Here is a 17,540-nt window from a genome sequence, read left to right as displayed (position 1 = left end):
GTAGATCCCGCACACACCGTGAAAAACTGGGTGGGATACTGCCCGGCCAGGGTGCGCAGACACGCCGGTGACGGCGCCTGCGGCCACCCGCAACCGGAGCCGACCCCCATGCTGACCCCTTCCGCCTCCGCCACGCCGGCCGCGCCCGTGCCGTGGTATCGCCACCTCTACCTGCAGGTGGTCATCGCGATCCTGATCGGCATCACGCTGGGCTATTTCGAGCCGGCGCTGGCCGTCAAGTTCCAGCCGCTGGGCGACGCCTTCATCAAGCTGGTGAAGATGATCATCGCGCCGGTGATCTTCCTGACCATCGTGACCGGCATCGCCAGCATGACGCAGCTGAGCGCCGTCGGCCGCGTGTTCGGCAAGGCGATGGCCTACTTCCTGTTCTTCTCCACGCTGGCGCTGATCGTCGGCCTGGTGGTGGCCAACGTCGTGCAGCCGGGCGCCGGCATGAACGTCAACGTGGCCGACCTGGACCAGAAGGAAGTGCACCGCTACGTCGAGAAGACGCATGACCTGACCCTGGTGAGCTTCCTGATGGACGTGATCCCGAAGTCGCTGATCGGCGCGCTGGCGGACGGCAACATCCTGCAGACGCTGTTCGTGGCGGTGCTGTTCGGCATCGCGCTGGCGCTGACGGGCGAGCGCGGCAAGCCGGTGCTGACCTTCTTCGAGTCGCTGACCGCGCCCGTCTTCCGGATGGTGCACATCCTGATGAAGGCGGCGCCGGTGGGCGCGTTCGGCGCGATGGCCTTCACCATCGGCAAGTACGGCGTGGCCTCGCTGCTCAACCTGGGCATGCTGGTGGGCAGCTTCTACCTGACCTCGCTGCTGTTCGTGCTGGTGATCCTGGGCATCGTGGCGCGGCTGTGCGGCTTCTCCATCCTGAAGCTGATCCGCTACCTGAAGGCCGAGCTGCTGCTGGTGCTGGGCACCTCCTCGTCGGAGTCGGCGCTGCCGTCGCTGATGGAGAAGATGGAGAAGGCCGGCTGCAAGAAGACGGTGGTGGGGCTGGTCGTGCCGACGGGCTACTCGTTCAACCTGGACGGGACCAACATCTACATGACGCTGGCGGCGCTGTTCATCGCGCAGGCGACCAACACCGAGCTGACGCTGACCCACCAGATCACGCTGCTGCTGGTGGCGATGCTGAGCTCCAAGGGCGCGGCGGGCGTGACGGGCGCGGGCTTCATCACGCTGGCGGCGACGCTGTCGGTGGTGCCGGAGGTGCCGGTGGCCGGCATGGCGCTGATCCTGGGCGTGGACCGCTTCATGTCGGAGTGCCGCTCACTGACCAACTTCGTCGGCAACGCGGTGGCGACCATCGTCGTGTCCAAGTGGGAGAACGCGCTGGACCACGACGCGCTGGACCTGGCCCTGTCGGGCAAGACCGCCGACCCGGACGACCTGCCAGTCCGCGTGGCCGGACCGGCCGAGACCGCGTGAGCGAACCCCAAGCATGAACGACAACGCGCCCCGAGGGGCGCGTTGTTCATTGTGCTTCGCGATCCGCGCCGCGCCTTCGCGGAATGGCAGGGCTGCATGGCCAGGGGACTGATACGGAATTGATCCAACCCCGGGATAACCGCAACACAGTGATGCAAAAGAGTATCTGCAGCTGAGCTTCCGGGTATCAACGGAGCAACTGCGAGTGGCTATCGTTCGACCTCAGCGCCGGCTCGACCCGGTGGCCAAGACCGATACCCATAACAGGAGACTCCCGATGCCCCGCTTCGTCCGTATCGACCGGTCGCGACAGCCCGTGTTCACCGCCCTCACGCTCGCCGGCCTGGTCGCCCTCTGTGGCCTTGTCGGCGCGGCCCAGGCCCAGACGCCGACCGAGCTGGTGATCGCCACCGTCAACAACGGCCACATGATCGAGATGCAGAAGCTCAGCAAGCATTTCGAGGAGGCCAACCCCGACATCAAGCTCAAGTGGGTGACGCTGGAGGAAGGCGTGCTGCGCCAGCGCGTCACCACCGACATCGCCACCAAGGGCGGCCAGTTCGACGTGATGACCATCGGCCTGTACGAGGCGCCGATCTGGGGCCGCAAGGGCTGGCTGCAGGAACTCAAGACCGACGCGGCCTACGACGTCGACGACCTGCTCCCCACCGTGCGCAGCGGCGTGTCGGTGGACGGCAAGCTCTTCGCCGCGCCGTTCTACGCCGAGAGCTCCATGCTCATGTACCGCAAGGACCTCGCCGACAAGGCCGGCGTGCAGCTCGGCGACCATCCGACCTGGACACAGGTGAAGGACCTGGCCGCCAAGATCCACGACCCCAAGCACGGCGTCTACGGCATCTGCCTGCGCGGCAAGCCGGGCTGGGGCGACAACATGGCCTTCATCACCACGCTGGTGAACACCTTCGGCGGCCAGTGGTTCGACATGCAGTGGAAGCCGCAGCTCGAGTCCAAGCCCTGGAAGGACGCGACCGCCTTCTACGTCGACCTGCTCAAGCAGTACGGCCCGCCCGGATCGGCCTCCAATAGCTTCAACGAGATCCTCGCGCTGACCAACGCCGGCAAGTGCGGCCTGTGGGTGGACGCCACCATCGCCGCGTCCTTCGTTTCCGATCCCAAGCAGAGCCAGGTGGCCGCGCAGATGGCCTTCGCGCAGGCGCCGACGATGAACACGCCCAAGGGCGCGAACTGGCTCTGGTCCTGGAACCTCGCCATCCCGGCCGACTCGCGCAAGGTCGCCGCGGCCCAGAAGTTCATCACCTGGTCCACCAGCAAGGACTACATCCAGCTCGTGGCGAAGACGCAGGGCTGGGCCAAGGTGCCGACCGGCACCCGCAAGAGCACCTACGCGAATCCGGAGTTCCAGAAGGCCGCGCGCTTCGCCGCCGCGGAGAAGGCCGCCATCGACTCGGCCAGCCCGAACGACGCCACGCTGCCCAAGAGCCCGTATGTCGGCATCCAGTTCGCCGCGATCCCGGAGTTCCAGGCCATCGGCATCGCGGTCGGACAGCAGCTGAGCGCCGCGCTGGCCGGCAAGACCACCGTGGATGCCGCGCTGAAGTCGGGCCAGACGACGGCCGAGCGCGAGCTCACCAAGGCCGGCTACTACCGCAAGTGAGCGTCCGGTCCCGGCGCCGCCGGGACGGCCGACCGCCCGCGCACGCGGGCGCCCTCTTCCATACCGCCATGAATCGTTCCATTCCGCGCCTGCTGCTGGCGCCCGCGGTCGGCACGCTGTTCCTGTGGATGATCGTGCCGCTGGGCATGACGATCTACTTCTCGCTGATCCGCTACAACCTGATGCAGCCGGACGAGACCGGCTTCGCCGGCCTCGAGAACTTCACGTTCTTCGTCACCGATCCGTCCTTCGGCACCGCGGTCACCAACACGCTGCTGCTGCTGGGCAGCGTGATCGCGATCACCGTGCTGATCGGCGTCGCCCTGGCGCTGCTGATCAACGAACCCTTCCCCGGCCGCGGGATCGTGCGCGTGCTGCTGATCTCGCCGTTCTTCGTCATGCCCACGGTCAACGCGCTGCTGTGGAAGAACATGATGATGAATCCGATCTACGGCGTGCTCGCCCAGGTCTGGACCTTCTTCGGCGCGCAGCCGGTGGACTGGCTGACCGATCACCCGCTGTTCGCCGTGATCGTGATGGTGGCCTGGCAATGGCTGCCCTTCGCGACGCTGATCTTCATGACCTCGCTGCAGAGCCTGGACCGGGAACAGCTGGAGGCCGCCCGCATGGACGGCGCCAACTACCTGCAGCAGGTGCGCTTCCTGGTCCTGCCGCACCTGGCGCGATCGGTCGCCGTCGTGGTGATGATCGAGATGATCTTCCTGCTGGGCGTCTTCGCCGAGATCTACACCACCACGGCCGGCGGCCCCGGCGACGCCAGCACCAACGTGACCTTCCTGATCTTCAAGCAGGCGCTGCTGAACTTCGACGCCGGCGTCGCGTCCGCGGGCGCGCTGTTCGCGGTGCTGATGGCCAACATCGTCGCGGTCTTCCTGATCCGCCTGATCGGCAAGAACCTGGACCGTTGAGGAGACGCCCCATGACCGCAAGACCCGCAAGACGACGTCCCCCGTTCCCGCTCGTCCTGGTGATCCGCACCGCGACGGCCTGGTCCGTGGCGCTGCTGCTGTTCTTCCCGCTGGCCTGGCTGGGCCTGACCGCCTTCAAGACGGAACTGCAGGCCGTGGCCGTGCCGCCGCAGTGGCTGTTCACGCCGACGCTGGAGAACTTCCACGAGGTGCAGGCGCGCAGCGACTACCTGCTGCATGCCCGCAACTCGGTGGTGACCAGCGTGCTGTCCACCGTGCTCGGGCTGCTGCTGGCGGCGCCGGCCGCCTACGCGATGGCCTTCTTCCGCGGCCGCTGGACCCGCGACCTGCTGATGTGGATGCTGTCCACCAAGATGATGCCGGCCGTGGGCGCGCTGGTGCCCATCTACGTGCTGGCGCAGAAGAGCCAGCTGCTGGACACGCAGCTCGCCTTGATCATCGTCTTCGCGCTGTCCAACCTGCCGATCATGGTGTGGATGCTGTACTCGCACTTCCGCGACATCCCGCCGGAGATCCTCGAGGCCGCGCGCATGGACGGCGCCACGCTGTGGCAGGAGGTACGGCTGGTGCTGCTGCCGCTGGGCATGGGCGGCATCGCCTCCACCGGCCTGCTGTGCCTGGTGCTGTCCTGGAACGAGTCGTTCTGGAGCCTGAACCTGAGCGCCGCCAAGGCCGGCACGCTGGCCACGCTGATCGCCTCCTACTCCAGCCCCGAAGGCCTGTTCTGGGCCAAGCTCTCCGCCGCCTCGCTGATGGCCATCGCGCCCATCGTCGTGTTCGGCTGGTTCAGCCAGAAGCAGCTCGTGCAGGGGCTGACCTTCGGCGCCGTCAAATAAACCGGACCTCTTCCATGGCATTCCTCCAACTGAGCGGCATCGAGAAGTACTTCGCCCAGCATCGCGCCATCCGCGGCATCGACCTGAGCATCGAACGCGGCGAGTTCATCGTCTTCGTCGGACCCTCGGGCTGCGGCAAGTCGACGCTGCTGCGACTGATCGCGGGCCTGGAGCGCATCGACGGCGGCTCGCTGATGCTCGACGGCCGCGACATCACCGACGAACCCTCCAGCCGCCGCGACCTGGCGATGGTGTTCCAGAGCTACGCGCTCTACCCGCACATGAGCGTCTACGACAACATGAGCTTCGCGCTCCGGCTGGCCGGCGTCGCGCCCGCGGAGATCCGCGCGAAGGTCGAGCGGGCCGCCGCCGTGCTGAACCTGACCGCCTACCTCGACCGCACGCCCAAGGCGCTGTCCGGCGGCCAGCGTCAGCGCGTGGCGATCGGGCGGGCCATCGTGCGCTCGCCCAAGGTGTTCCTCTTCGACGAGCCGCTGTCCAACCTCGATGCGGCGCTGCGCGGGCAGACGCGGGTGGAGATCGCGAAGCTGCACCGCGACCTCGGCGCGACGACGATCTACGTGACCCACGACCAGGTCGAGGCGATGACGCTGGCCAGCCGCGTGGTGGTGCTGCGCGACGGGCAGATCGAGCAGGTCGGCACGCCGCTGGAACTCTACGACCGGCCGGCCAACCAGTTCGTGGCGCAGTTCATCGGCACGCCGCAGATGAACCTGCTGCCCTGCGGCCGGCTGCCGGAGGCGCTGCAGCGGCAGGCGCCGCGCGCCGCGGCGAACGGCAGCCTGGGCCTGCGGCCGGAAGCGGTCGGCGTCGGTCCCCGCGGCCAGGGCGCGATGGGCGGCACCGTGGAACTGGTGGAAGCGCTGGGCGCCGAAACGCTGCTCTACGTGCGCACCGTCGAGGGCACGCAGCTGGTGGCGCGGCTCAGCGAACGCACGCGCTGCGAGGCGGGGGACGAGGTGTCGCTGCAGCTCGACACCGCGCAGGCGCTGTGGTTCGACGACGCCGGCCGCGTCGTGCCCGCGGGTCTGGCCGCCTGACGCCGCCGCGCCGGCAACGACTTTCCTCCGAACGAACGACGCATCCACCGACGTCCTCATGACCATCGCCAACGACACCGCCGAGCCGGGCTTCACCATCCTCCACCTCGGACTGGGCGCCTTCCATCGCGCGCATCAGGCGCTCTACCTGCAGGCGCTGCACGACCGCGGCGACACCCGCTGGGGGCTCGCCGGCGGCAACCTCCGTCCGGACATGCCCGACACCATCGCGGCGTTGCAGGCGCAGGGCGGCGCGTACACGCTGGAGACGGTGTCCGCGCAGGGCGAGCGCCGCTACACCTGGGTGCGATCCATCCGGAGCGTCGTGCCGTACACGCCGGATCTCGCCGGCCTGATCGCCATCGCCGCGGATCCCGCCACGCGCATCCTGTCCTTCACGGTGACGGAGGCCGGCTACTACCTGGACAGCCGGCACGACCTCGACTGGGCGCATGCGCCGGAGCTGGGCGCCGACCTCGCCGCGGCCCGCGAGGGCCGGCCCGTCGGCACGCTCTACGGCGCGCTGACGGTGCTGCTGCGCGCGCGCAGGGCCGCGGGGGCCGGCGCGATCACGCTGCTCAACTGCGACAACCTGCGGCACAACGGCGACCGCTCGCGCCACGGCCTGCTGCAGTTCGTGCGCGCGCTGGGCGACGACGCGCTCGCGGCCTGGATCGAATCGCACACCACCAGCCCGAACGCGATGGTCGACCGCATCACGCCGCGCCCGACACCGGAAGTCTCCGCCCGCGTGCGCGCGGCCACCGGACGCGAGGACCCCGCCGCGCTGATGAGCGAAAGCTTCACGCAATGGGTCATCGAGGACCGCTTCGCCGCCGGCCGGCCGGCCTGGGAGCAGGTGGGCGTGGAACTGGTCGATTCGGTGCTTCCCTACGAGGAGGCCAAGATCCGCCTGCTGAATGCCACGCACAGCTGCATCGCGTGGGCGGGCACGCTCTCCGGCTACCGCTTCATCCACGAGGGCACGCAGGATCCGCGCATCCGCCAGATGGCGGTCGACTACGCCACCGACGACGCCATCCCCGTGCTGCAGCCCAGCCCGCTGGACCTGGCGGCCTACCGCGATGTCGTGCTGGAGCGCTTCGCCAATCCGGCCATCGCCGACACCAACCAGCGCGTGGCCATGGACGGCTTCAGCAAGATCCCGGGCTTCATCACGCCGACGATCCGCGAGCGCCTGGCGCGCGGCGAGGGGATCGCCAGCGTCGCGATGCTGCCGGCGCTCTTCCTCGCCTACCTGCAGCGCTGGCATGCCGGTCAGCTGCCTCACGACTACCAGGATCAGGTCATGGACATCGACGCGGCCCATGCGATCTGCGCCGCGGACGACCCCGTCGCTGCCTTCGCCGCCGATCGCGTGTTGTGGGGAGAATTGGCGGGTGATCTCCGGTTGGAGGCGGCCTTGCGCGCGGCCTCCGACCGGGTCGGGCACTTCATCGCGCAGATCCCGGCGACGCCGCCGCGGTGAACCGCGGGAAGCACCGGCAAGCCGCAGCGCACCCGACCCGTCCCCCTTCGACCGTGGCCTCGCACCAGGAGCCCTTGATGCCGACGACGCAAGCCGCACCGCGACGCACCCAGCCCGAGCTGGAGTACGCCTATTCCCGGTCGCCGGAACTGGGCTACGAGCCGTCGGAGAACGCGGGCTTCATCCGCTGCCTGTCGCACGGCTTCCCGACGCCGCTGGCGCGCTGGCACTGCCACGACGAGTACGAGCTGCACCTGATCACCGCGTCGTCCGGCAAGGTCTTCGTCGGCGACTGGATCGGCCAGTTCCAGCCGGGCCAACTGGTGCTGACAGGCCCGCGCCTGCCGCACAACTGGATCAGCATGGACGTGCCCGAGGCCGGCATCCCGGAACGCGACCTGGTCGTCCAGTTCCCGCATGAGCCCTTCGCCGCGGCCGCCGACGGCATCCCGGAACTGCGCGAAGTGATGCCGCTGCTGGAGCGCGCCCGCCACGGCATCGAGTTCTTCGGGCTGCAGGCGCAGGCCACCGCGCACTGGCGTCGCGTCAAGGAGCGCCAGGGCCTGGCGCGTTTCGGGGCCTTCTGCGACTGGATGGGGGAACTGGCCCGCTGCAACGACTACCGCCTGCTGTCCAGCGCGCCGCTGCGCAGCGAGGACAGCGACCTCGAGCTCGCGCAGGTCGACGTGCTGGTCAGCCGCATCACCGAGCAATTGGGCGCGCCGCTGTCGGCCGCCGACCTGGCCCGCGAGATGGGCATGACGGAGAGCCGCTTCTCGCGCTTCTTCCGCCGCGCCACCGGCAACACCTTCACCGATTTCGTGAACCGGGTGCGCGTGAACCGCGCCTGCCAGCTGCTGCAGGAGTCGGACCGCACCATCACGCTGATCGCCTACGAAGTCGGCTTCAACAACATGGCCAACTTCAACCGGCGCTTCCTGGACATCAAGGGCGTGACGCCCAGCGAGTACCGCAAGCGGTCGGCCGGCCGCTTCGGCGTGAAGTGATGAAGTGAAGTGAGGACCCCGCCATGACCTTCGCGCCCTTCCCCATCGACACGCCCTCGGGCGGACGGTCCATCCAGGCCGCCGTAGCCGGCGAGGCCCTGATCGACCTGATCGGGCAACCCGACGGCCGCTACCAGCCCTGCCTCGGCGGCGCACCGTTCAACCTGAGCCGCGCCCTGTCCCGGCAAGGCGTCGGCACGCACTACCTCAACCCGCTGTCGGCCGACCGGTTCGGCCGGCAGCTGGCTGGACAGCTGGTCGCGGACGGTGTGAGGCTGTCGAGGCCCGAGCCTGTCCAGGCGGTCACCTCGCTGGCGGTGGTGGAGGTCGATGTCCACGGTCATCCGCAATACGCGTTCTATCGCGACGGCGTCGCGGACCGGGCCGTCGATGCGGACGGGCTGACGCGGCATTGCCGCGCCCTGCCGGACCTGCGGCTGGTGTGCACCGGCGCGCTCGCGCTCGACGCGCGGGACACGGACCGCTACCTGCCCTGGCTGGCGACGCAGCGCGCCGAGCGCCGCTGCGTGGTGGTGGACGCCAATCTGCGGCCGTCGGTGATGCCGGACCTCGACGACTACCGCGCCGCGGTGCATCGGGCGCTCGCGCTGGCGGACATCGTGAAGGTCAGCGACGAGGACCTGCTGCACCTGGGCATGCCGGGCGACGACCCGCTGGTCCGCTGCGGCAACCTGCTGGATGCGCACCCGCAGATCAGCCTGATCGCGCTCACGCTGGGCGCGGAAGGCGCGTGGCTGCTGCATCGCAACGGCATCCACTGCTTCGCCAAGGAGTCGCGACGGTTGAAGGTCGTGGACACCGTCGGCGCCGGCGACAGCTTCCTCGCCGGGCTGCTCGCCCACCTGCTGTGCCAGGCGCAGATGGCCCGGGCGGCCAACCTGGTGGAGATGCTCCAGAACCTGCTGTACCACTCCTGCGACCAGGCGCTGCAGCACGCGCTCGGCACCGCGAGCCTGTGCGTGCAGGTCAGCGGCGCCGGAGCGCCGACCTGGCAGGAGGTCAGGGAGTGGGTGGGCCGCGGCGAACGCTACGCAGCATGACGGGGCGCGACGCGGCGGGTGTCCAAGCCCGCTCGTCGGACGCGCCGCGGGCCGGGTGACCGCGACGCGCGTCGATCAGAACTTCGAGAAGTCCGGCTGACGCTTCTGGAAGAAGGCCTGGAAGGCCTCCGTCGCCTCGGGGCTGCGCAGGCGCACGCTGAAGATCTCGGCCTCGGCCTGGATCGTGGCCAGCAGCTCGTCCTTCGACGCACGGCGCATCAGTTGCTTGCTCTCGCGCACGGCGCTCGGGGGCAGCTTGTTGAAACGCTCGGCGATGCGGCGGGCATGCGCCACGACCTCGCCGGCCGGCAGCACCGCGTTGGCGACGCCGCATTCCACCGCCTGCTCGCCGGTGAACGGGTCCCCCAGCAGGATCTTCTCGGCGGCGCGGCGCGGGCCCATCAGGCGCGGCACCAGCAGGCTGGAGCCGAACTCCGGCACCAGGCCCAGGCTCACGAAGGGCATCGCCAGACGGGCGTCGTCGGCCACGTAGACGAAATCGCAATGCAGCAGCAGCGTCGTGCCGATGCCGATGGCCGCGCCGTTCACGGCCGCCACGATCGGCTTGTCGCAGCCGACCATCGCGCGCATGAACTGGAACACCGGCGCGTCTTCATCGCGCGGCGGGCTGCCCATGAAATCCTCGATGTCGTTGCCCGACGTGAAGATCTGCGGCTGGCCCTGGATCAGCACGGCGCGCACGGCGTTGTCGGCGTTGGCGGTGACCAGCGCGTCGGCCATCTCCTGGTACATCGCGCGGGTCAGCGCGTTCTTCTTTTCCGGCCGTGCGATCTCGATGGTCTGCACGCCGTTGACGATGGCGGTCTTGATGCTCATGGAGCACTCTCCTCGTTGGGTCTGCCGTTTCTCAACGGCTGGTGTATTCGGACAATGGTGTTCGGATGAATGTCGCGATCATGCCAGCCAGGTGCTGACCTGCGGCCAGAGGCTGCGCTCGAATCGATCGCGGAAGAAACCGAAATGGCCGATGCGGCGCTCGCCGATGTCCTTGGGGGCGATGCGGCGCATCTCGGGGCAGGCGCCCGCGTAGAAGCCGTGCAGGGATTCGGTGTTGCGGCGGGACATGAACTCGTCGTCGGTGAAGGCGAGCGAGAGCATCGGCACCGACAGCGCCGCGTACTGCGCGCGCAGGGCGTCGCCGCCCTCGCCCATCATGTAGTCGCGGTCCAGGCACCAGCGGCGCCACTGCGCCATCACGCCGCGCGGCAGGTCGCCGACCTTGCGCAGCTTGCGGCCGGGGAAGTAGCCGAAGGTTGGCAACGCCAGCGGGACGACGACGTACCAGAGCCACCAGACGTAGCGGCGCAGGCCGATCGAGTTCTCGCGCCAGTAGCCGCTGCCGCAGCCGACCGTCACGGCGCGAGAGACGCGCGATCGGTTGGGGAGCATGCCGAGGATCTGGCCGCCCAGGCTGTGACCCAGCCAGTGGATCTCGCGGCGGTCGCCGAGCAGGTGGTCGAGGTGCGACAACGCAGCGGCGGCGTCGCGTTCGGCCCAGGTGTGGATGTCGGCCTCGAGTCCTCGCAAGGAGCGCTTCATCGCGTCAGGACGCGAGGCGCCCATGCCGCGGTAGTCGAAGCTCAGCACCAGCCAGCCCTGCGCCGCCATCCAGCGGGCGAAAGCGGCGTAGTACCGCTGCTCCACACCCATCGCCGGAGCGATCAGCAATCCCGCCTTCGCGGTCGCTGCATCGCCGTAGAGATGGCCTCGAAGCTCGAAACCATCCTCCGCTCGGAAACTGATCATCGCGATCTCCCCCGATGCCCTTCGGCGCCCTTCTCAGACCGCCCACCTGCGCCTGGCCAAGCGCGGGCTCTCCACGCAGCAGGGGGCATCCCTCCGGGAACCCCCAGCAGCATTCCGGCCCCACTCGCAACCGCTGCCCAAGGACGAGCGGACTGCGAGGGGATCGCGCCGCTTAGAGCCGCTCGATGATGCCCGCGGCGCCTTGGCCCGCGCCGACGCACATGGTGACCATGCCGTACTTGCCGCCGGTGCGACGCAGGCCATGGATGACCGACGCCGCACGGATCGCGCCCGTCGCGCCCAGCGGGTGACCCAGGGCGATCGCGCCGCCGTTGGGATTCACCTTGGAGCGGTCCAGCACGATGCCCTTGCTGTCCAGATCGTTCAGCACGGCCAGCGATTGCGCGGCGAACGCTTCGTTCAGCTCGATCCAGCCCAGGTCCTCGGCCTTGATGCCGGCCAGCTTGAGCGCCGCCGGGATCGCCTCGATCGGGCCGATGCCCATGATCTCCGGCGGCACGCCGCGCACGGCGAAGGAGACGAAACGCGCCAGCGGGGTCAGGCCGAAACGTTTGACCGCAGCTTCAGAGGCCACGATCAGCGCGCCCGCGCCGTCCGAGGTCTGCGAGCTGTTGCCGGCGGTGACGCTGCCCTTGGCGGCGAACACCGGCTTGAGCTTGGCCAGGCCTTCCATCGAGGTGTCCTTGCGCGGACCTTCGTCGGTGTCGACGATGCGGCTCTTGACGATGACGCCGTCACCGTTCAGATCCGGCTGACGGTCCTTCAGTTCGAACGGGGTGATCTCGTCCTTGAAGAAGCCGCCTTCGATCGCGGCCAGCGCGCGGCGATGCGATTCCAGCGAGAACTCGTCCTGCGCCTGGCGCGAGACCTTCCACTTGTCCGCCACCTTCTCGGCCGTCAGACCCATGCCGTAGGCCAGGCCGATGTTCTCGTCGCGCTCGAAGATCGCAGGCGGGAACGAGGGCTTGTTGCCGCCCATCGGGACCATGGACATCGATTCGACGCCGCCGGCGATCATCACTTCGGATTCGCCGATGCGGATGCGGTCGGCCGCCATCGCCAGGGCGGTGATGCCCGAGGCGCAGTAGCGGTTCACCGTCACGCCGCCGACCGTGTTCGGCAGGCCCGACAGGACGGCCGCGACGCGGGCGATGTTCATGCCCTGCTCACCTTCGGGGAAGGAGCAGCCGATGATGGCGTCCTCGATCACCGACGGGTCCAGGCCCGGCACCTGGGCCATGGCGGCCTGGATGACGCGCGACAGCATCTCGTCCGGGCGGGTGTTCTTGAAGTAGCCCCGGCCCGACTTGCCGATGGGCAGACGGGTGGCGGCGCAGATGTAGGCGTCTTGAACTTGCTTGCTCATGATGGATTCCTTGTGTGCCGCTCGGATCAGTTGCGGACCGGCTTGCCGGTTTGCAGCATGCCCATGATGCGTTCCTGGGTCTTCGGGTGCTCGAGCAGGCTGCAGAAGTGCTTGCGCTCCAGCGACATCAGGTATTCCTCCGTCACCAGCGAGCCGGCTTCGACTTCGCCACCGCAGACGACGTCGGCGATCAGCGAGGCCAGGTGGAAGTCGTGCGCGCTGATGAAGCCGCCGTCACGCATGTTGGCCAGCTGGGCCTTGACGGTGGCGATGCCGGAACGGCCCGCGACCGGGAACTTGGCCTTGAGCGGCGCGCGGTAGCCGGAGTCGGCCATCGCCTTGGCCTGGGCCGTGGCGACGTACAGCAGCTCGTCCTTGTTGGGGACGATGATGTCGCTGTCGAGCAGGTAGCCCAGCTTCTGCGCTTCCAGCGCGGAGGTCGCCACCTTGGCCATCGCGGCGTTGGTGAAGCCGTCCTTGAGGAAGGCGAAGATGTCCGCGTTGGCGTTGCCGGCCGAGGCCATCTCCGCCGCGCGGCGCGCGATGTAGGTCAGGCCGCCGCCGCCGGGGATCAGGCCGACGCCCACTTCTACCAGGCCGACATAGGACTCCATGTGCGCGACGCGGCGGGCGCAATGCACCGCCAGTTCGCAGCCGCCGCCCAGCGCCAGGCCGCGCATCGCGGCGACGACCGGGACGTTGGCGTAACGCACGCGCAGCATCATGTCCTGCAGCTTCTTCTCTTCCGGCGCGATGCCCTTGGCACCCTTGCTCATGAAGACGGGCATCAGCGCCTCGAGGTTGGCACCGGCCGAGAACACGTCGTCCGGCGACCAAATGACCAGGCCCTTGTACTTGGCCTCGGCGATCTCGACCGCCTTGAGCAGGCCTTCGGTCACGGTCGGGCTGATGAGATGCAGCTTGCAGTTGATCGAGGCGATCAGGACTTCGCCGTCCAGCGACCAGACGCGGACTTCGTCGTTCTTGAACTCTTCGGTGCCGGCCTTGAGCGGCTCGACGGCGCCTTCGCCGACCAGCGACTCGGGGAAGGCCTGGCGCTCATAGACCGGCAGCTTGGCGCGCGGCTTGAACTTGCCTTCGGCGGCGCTCCACGAGCCGTCCTTCGAGTGCACGCCGCCGTTCTCGGCGACCGGGCCTTCGAAGACCCAGGCGGGCAGCGGTGCGCTCGACAGCGTCTTGCCGGCGTCGATGTCGGCCTTGACCCACTCCGCGACCTGCTTCCAGCCGGCGGCTTGCCACAGCTCGAACGGGCCCTGCTGCGAGCCGAAGCCCCAGCGCATGGCGAAGTCGATCTCGCGCGCGGTGTCGGCGACGGTGTCCAGGTGCACGGCCACGTACTGGAACGAGTCGCGCAGGATGGACCACAGGAACTGCGCCTGCGGGTTGCTCGATTCACGCAGCAGCTTGATGCGGTCGGCGGCCGGCTTCTTCAGCATGCGCGCGACGATCTCCTCGGCCTTGCCGCCGCCGGTGACGTACTCACCGGTGGCGAAGTCCAGGCGCTGGATGTCCTTGCCGACCTTCTTGTAGAAGCCCGCGCCGGCCTTCTGGCCCAGCGCGCCCTTCTCGATCAGGCCCGCCAGCACCTTGGGCGTGGCGTAGGTCGAGTAGAAGGGGTCGTCCTTCAGGTTGTCCTGCATCGTCTTGACGACGTGCGCCATCGTGTCCAGGCCCACCACGTCCGCGGTGCGGAAGGTGCCCGAGGAGGCGCGACCCAGCTTCTTGCCGGTCAGGTCGTCGACGACGTCGACGGACAGGCCGAACTTCTCGGCTTCGATCATCGTGGCCATCATGCCGGCGATGCCGACGCGGTTGGCGACGAAGTTGGGCGTGTCGTTGGCGCGCACGACGCCCTTGCCCACCGCCGAGGTCACGAAGCTCTCGAGCTGGTCAATGACTTCAGGATTCGTGGTCGGCGTGTTGATCAGCTCGACGAGGTACATGTACCGCGGCGGGTTGAAGAAGTGGATGCCGCAGAAGCGCGGCTTGATCGATTCCGGCAGGACTTCCGACAGCTTGGTGATCGACAGGCCCGAGGTGTTGGACGCCACGATCGCATGCGGCGCGATGAACGGCGCGATCTTGGTGTACAGGTCCAGCTTCCAGTCCATGCGCTCGGCGATGGCCTCGATGATCAGGTCGCAGTCCTTGAGCAGCTCGAGGTGCTCCTCGTAGTTGGCCTGCTGGATCAGCGCGGCGTTCTCGGCCACGCCCAGGGGCGCCGGCTTGAGCTTCTTCAGGCCCTCGACCGCCTTGGTCACGATGCCGTTCTTCGGGCCTTCCTTGGCGGGCAGGTCGAACAGGACGACCGGCACCTTCACGTTGACCAGATGGGCGGCAATCTGCGCGCCCATCACGCCGGCGCCGAGGACGGCGACCTTGCGAACTTGGAATCGACTCATGGTTTCTCCAATGAACATCCCGAGGATGTAGGAATGTGGTTTGTACGAGGCGCTCGTGACGGCGCTGGGTTCAATGCTTGATTCGTCGCGTTTCTCGACGCGTCACTCGACACGGATCCAGGTCTGCGTGCGGCCCAGCATCGGCATGCCGATGAAACCGCGGACCTCCAGCTTCTTGCCTCCGTCGACCGGACGCAAGCGGACGCGATAGACCTTGCCGTTGCCCGGGTCGAGGATGTCGCCGCCGTCCCAGAGCGCGACGTCGTCGCCGTTCTTCTTGACGCCGCGCAGGATGGTCAGGCCGAGGATGGGCTGGCCCTTGCGCTCGTCGCTGCATTCCTCGCACTTGGCGGCCTGCTTGTCGGGGTCGGTGATCTTCTCGATCTTGCCGGTGAGCACGCCGTTGACCTCGCTGATGCGGACCGTCGAGCGCTCCTGCTTGGTGTCGTCGTCGATGGTCTTCCAGACGCCGACCGGCGTCGTGGTCGTCGCGGTCTGCGCGAGCGCGAGGTTGGCGGACAGGCCGAGGCCCAGGGCGACGGCAGTGGCGAACAGCGGTTTCATGATGTCTCTCTCCGTTTTATGTTCTGGCTGACCGGGAAGCCGGCGGGGGAACGCGGGCGCCCCGCTCGAGGGGGCGCCCGTGACGCTGTCCTTAGAACAGCGCCTCGTCCATTTCCATCAGCGGGCTCAGGCCGGCACGGGCGGTGCGGATCAGGCTGGCGGTCTCGGGCAGCAGCTTGGCGAAGTAGAAGCGCGCGGTCGACAGCTTGGCGGTGTAGAACGGATCGCCGCTGTCCTTCTTCTCGAGCGCCAGCTTGGCCATGCGCGCCCACATGTAGGCGAAGCACAGGTGACCGACGACGCGCAGGTAGTCCACCGCGGCGGCGCCGACTTCATCGGGGTTCTGGAAGGCCTTCATGCCGATCTCGGTGGTCAGCTTGGTGACCTTGTCGCCGATGTCGGCCAGCGGGTTGATGAACTCCTGCATCGCTTCGCTGGTGCCCTCTTCCTCGACGAACTCGGCGATCTTCTTGCCGAACTTCTTCAGCGTCGCGCCGTTGTTGCCCAGGATCTTGCGGCCCAGCAGGTCCAGCGACTGCACGGTGTTCGTGCCTTCGTAGGTCATGTTGATGCGCGAGTCGCGGACGAACTGCTCCATGCCCCACTCGTGGATGTAGCCGTGGCCGCCGAAGACCTGCATGCAGTGCGAGGTCGCGATCCAGGCGTTGTCGGAGATGAAGGCCTTGATGATCGGGGTCAGCAGGGCGACCTCGTCCTCGCAGGCCTTGCGCTCGTCGGCGTCGTCGCTGCTCAGCGCCTTGTCCAGCTGCAGCGCGGTGTAGGCCGACAGCGCGCGGCCGCCTTCGGCGAAGGCGCGCGCGGTCAGCAGCATCTTGCGGACGTCGGGGTGGACGATGATCGGATCGGCCGGCTTGTCCGGCGACTTCGGGCCCGACAGCGCGCGCATCTGGATGCGGTCCTTGGCGTAGACGACGGCGTTCTGGTACGCGACCTCGGTCAGGCCCAGCGACTGGTTGCCGACGCCCAGGCGGGCGGCGTTCATCATCACGAACATCGCCTGAAGGCCCTTGTTGGGCTGGCCGACCAGCGTGCCGACCGCGCCGTCCAGCACGATCTGCGCGGTGGCGTTGCCGTGGATGCCCATCTTGTGTTCCAGGCCGCCGCAGTAGACCGGGTTGCGCTCGCCCAGCGAGCCGTCGGCCTTGACGTTGAACTTGGGCACGACGAACAGCGAGATGCCCTTGGAGCCTTGCGGCGCGTCCGGCAGGCGGGCCAGCACCAGGTGGATGATGTTCTCGGCCAGGTCGTGTTCGCCGGCGGAGATGAAGATCTTCTGGCCGGTGATCTTGTAGGTGCCGTCGGCCTGCGGTTCAGCCTTGGCGCGCAGCAGGCCCAGGTCGGTGCCGCAATGCGGTTCGGTCAGGCACATCGTGCCGGTCCACACGCCCGAGGTCAGCTTGGGCAGGTAGGTGGTCTTCTGCTCGGGCGTGCCGTGCGCATGCAGCGCCTCGTAAGCGCCGTGGCTCAGGCCCGGGTACATCGTCCAGGCCTGGTTGGCCGAGTTCATCATCTCGTACATGAACTGGTTCAGCAGGACCGGCAGGCCCTGGCCGCCGAACTCCGGATCGCACGACAGCGCGGGCCAGCCGCCCTCGACGTACTGCGCGTAGGCTTCCTTGAAGCCCTTGGGCGCCTTGACCTCGTGCGTGGCCTTGTCCAGCGTGCAGCCTTCCTGGTCGCCCGACAGGTTGATCGGGGTCAGGACTTCCGAGGCGAACTTGCCGCCCTCTTCCAGCACCGCGTTGATGGTGTCCTCGTCGATCTCGGCATGCGCGGGCAGCAGCTTCAGCTCGTCGACTGCGTGCAGCAGCTCGTGCAGCACGAACTGCATGTCGCGCAGGGGCGGGTTGTACTGGGGCATGGGGCTCTCCTGAGGAATGGTTCTATGA

14 protein-coding genes are annotated in these 17,540 nt (G+C 68.2%); 8 read left to right on the top strand and 6 right to left on the bottom strand.

Annotated features, from left to right (window positions below; all coding sequences use genetic code 11):
- The first annotated feature begins 108 nt into the window (after nt 1-108).
- From ACQ859_RS08395 to ACQ859_RS08360, 8 genes are all read left to right on the top strand, one after another.
- Nucleotides 109-1,449, top strand: coding sequence for a dicarboxylate/amino acid:cation symporter (locus tag ACQ859_RS08395; protein ID WP_431265401.1), 1,341 nt, complete (start codon nt 109-111; stop codon nt 1,447-1,449).
- A gap of 277 nt (nt 1,450-1,726) precedes the next feature.
- Nucleotides 1,727-3,085: an ABC transporter substrate-binding protein gene (locus ACQ859_RS08390; RefSeq protein WP_431265400.1), complete on the top strand. Its 1,359-nt coding sequence runs from the start codon at nt 1,727-1,729 to the stop codon at nt 3,083-3,085.
- Between the two features lie 68 nt (nt 3,086-3,153).
- Entirely contained in the window at nt 3,154-4,014 is an 861-nt protein-coding gene (locus tag ACQ859_RS08385) for a carbohydrate ABC transporter permease (RefSeq protein WP_088406160.1), read from the top strand.
- A gap of 11 nt (nt 4,015-4,025) precedes the next feature.
- Nucleotides 4,026-4,871 carry a carbohydrate ABC transporter permease gene (locus ACQ859_RS08380; protein ID WP_431265399.1) on the top strand — a complete coding sequence of 282 codons (846 nt, stop codon included), beginning with the start codon at nt 4,026-4,028 and terminating at the stop codon, nt 4,869-4,871.
- Nucleotides 4,872-4,885: 14 nt separating this feature from the next.
- Nucleotides 4,886-5,932: an ABC transporter ATP-binding protein gene (locus ACQ859_RS08375; RefSeq protein WP_431258957.1), complete on the top strand. Its 1,047-nt coding sequence runs from the start codon at nt 4,886-4,888 to the stop codon at nt 5,930-5,932.
- A gap of 58 nt (nt 5,933-5,990) precedes the next feature.
- The gene (gene dalD, locus ACQ859_RS08370) at nt 5,991-7,421 is read left to right on the top strand and encodes a D-arabinitol 4-dehydrogenase (RefSeq protein ID WP_431265398.1); all 1,431 of its coding nucleotides are present in this window, start codon (nt 5,991-5,993) and stop codon (nt 7,419-7,421) included.
- A 77-nt stretch (nt 7,422-7,498) separates the two neighbouring features.
- Nucleotides 7,499-8,428 carry an AraC family transcriptional regulator gene (locus ACQ859_RS08365; RefSeq protein WP_431265397.1) on the top strand — a complete coding sequence of 310 codons (930 nt, stop codon included), beginning with the start codon at nt 7,499-7,501 and terminating at the stop codon, nt 8,426-8,428.
- A gap of 23 nt (nt 8,429-8,451) precedes the next feature.
- On the top strand, nt 8,452-9,489 hold the full coding sequence (locus ACQ859_RS08360) for a PfkB family carbohydrate kinase (RefSeq protein ID WP_431265396.1): 1,038 nt from the start codon (nt 8,452-8,454) through the stop codon (nt 9,487-9,489).
- 75 nt (nt 9,490-9,564) lie between these two features.
- Here the strand turns inward: ACQ859_RS08360 and ACQ859_RS08355 are convergent, their stop codons facing one another.
- The 6 genes from ACQ859_RS08355 to ACQ859_RS08330 all read right to left on the bottom strand — a co-directional run bounded on the left by ACQ859_RS08355 (nt 9,565) and on the right by ACQ859_RS08330 (nt 17,512).
- Nucleotides 9,565-10,326, bottom strand: a complete 762-nt coding sequence (locus ACQ859_RS08355; protein ID WP_431258961.1) for an enoyl-CoA hydratase — start codon at nt 10,324-10,326, stop codon at nt 9,565-9,567.
- Between the two features lie 78 nt (nt 10,327-10,404).
- Nucleotides 10,405-11,256 carry an alpha/beta hydrolase family protein gene (locus tag ACQ859_RS08350; protein WP_431265395.1) on the bottom strand — a complete coding sequence of 284 codons (852 nt, stop codon included), beginning with the start codon at nt 11,254-11,256 and terminating at the stop codon, nt 10,405-10,407.
- Between the two features lie 172 nt (nt 11,257-11,428).
- Nucleotides 11,429-12,643, bottom strand: a complete 1,215-nt coding sequence (locus ACQ859_RS08345; protein WP_431101977.1) for an acetyl-CoA C-acyltransferase — start codon at nt 12,641-12,643, stop codon at nt 11,429-11,431.
- 26 nt (nt 12,644-12,669) lie between these two features.
- Entirely contained in the window at nt 12,670-15,066 is a 2,397-nt protein-coding gene (locus ACQ859_RS08340; protein WP_431265394.1) for a 3-hydroxyacyl-CoA dehydrogenase/enoyl-CoA hydratase family protein, read from the bottom strand.
- A 102-nt stretch (nt 15,067-15,168) separates the two neighbouring features.
- Nucleotides 15,169-15,630 carry a DUF2147 domain-containing protein gene (locus ACQ859_RS08335; RefSeq protein WP_431265393.1) on the bottom strand — a complete coding sequence of 154 codons (462 nt, stop codon included), beginning with the start codon at nt 15,628-15,630 and terminating at the stop codon, nt 15,169-15,171.
- A gap of 91 nt (nt 15,631-15,721) precedes the next feature.
- Nucleotides 15,722-17,512: an acyl-CoA dehydrogenase C-terminal domain-containing protein gene (locus ACQ859_RS08330; RefSeq protein WP_431258965.1), complete on the bottom strand. Its 1,791-nt coding sequence runs from the start codon at nt 17,510-17,512 to the stop codon at nt 15,722-15,724.
- Nucleotides 17,513-17,540 lie beyond the last annotated feature (28 nt).

Origin of the sequence: Roseateles chitinivorans, assembly GCF_050632235.1 — a bacterium.
GTDB lineage: Bacteria > Pseudomonadota > Gammaproteobacteria > Burkholderiales > Burkholderiaceae_C > Roseateles > Roseateles chitinivorans_A.
Note: the sequence above shows the minus strand (reverse complement) of the source record. Positions and strands in the feature narration are given on the sequence as shown.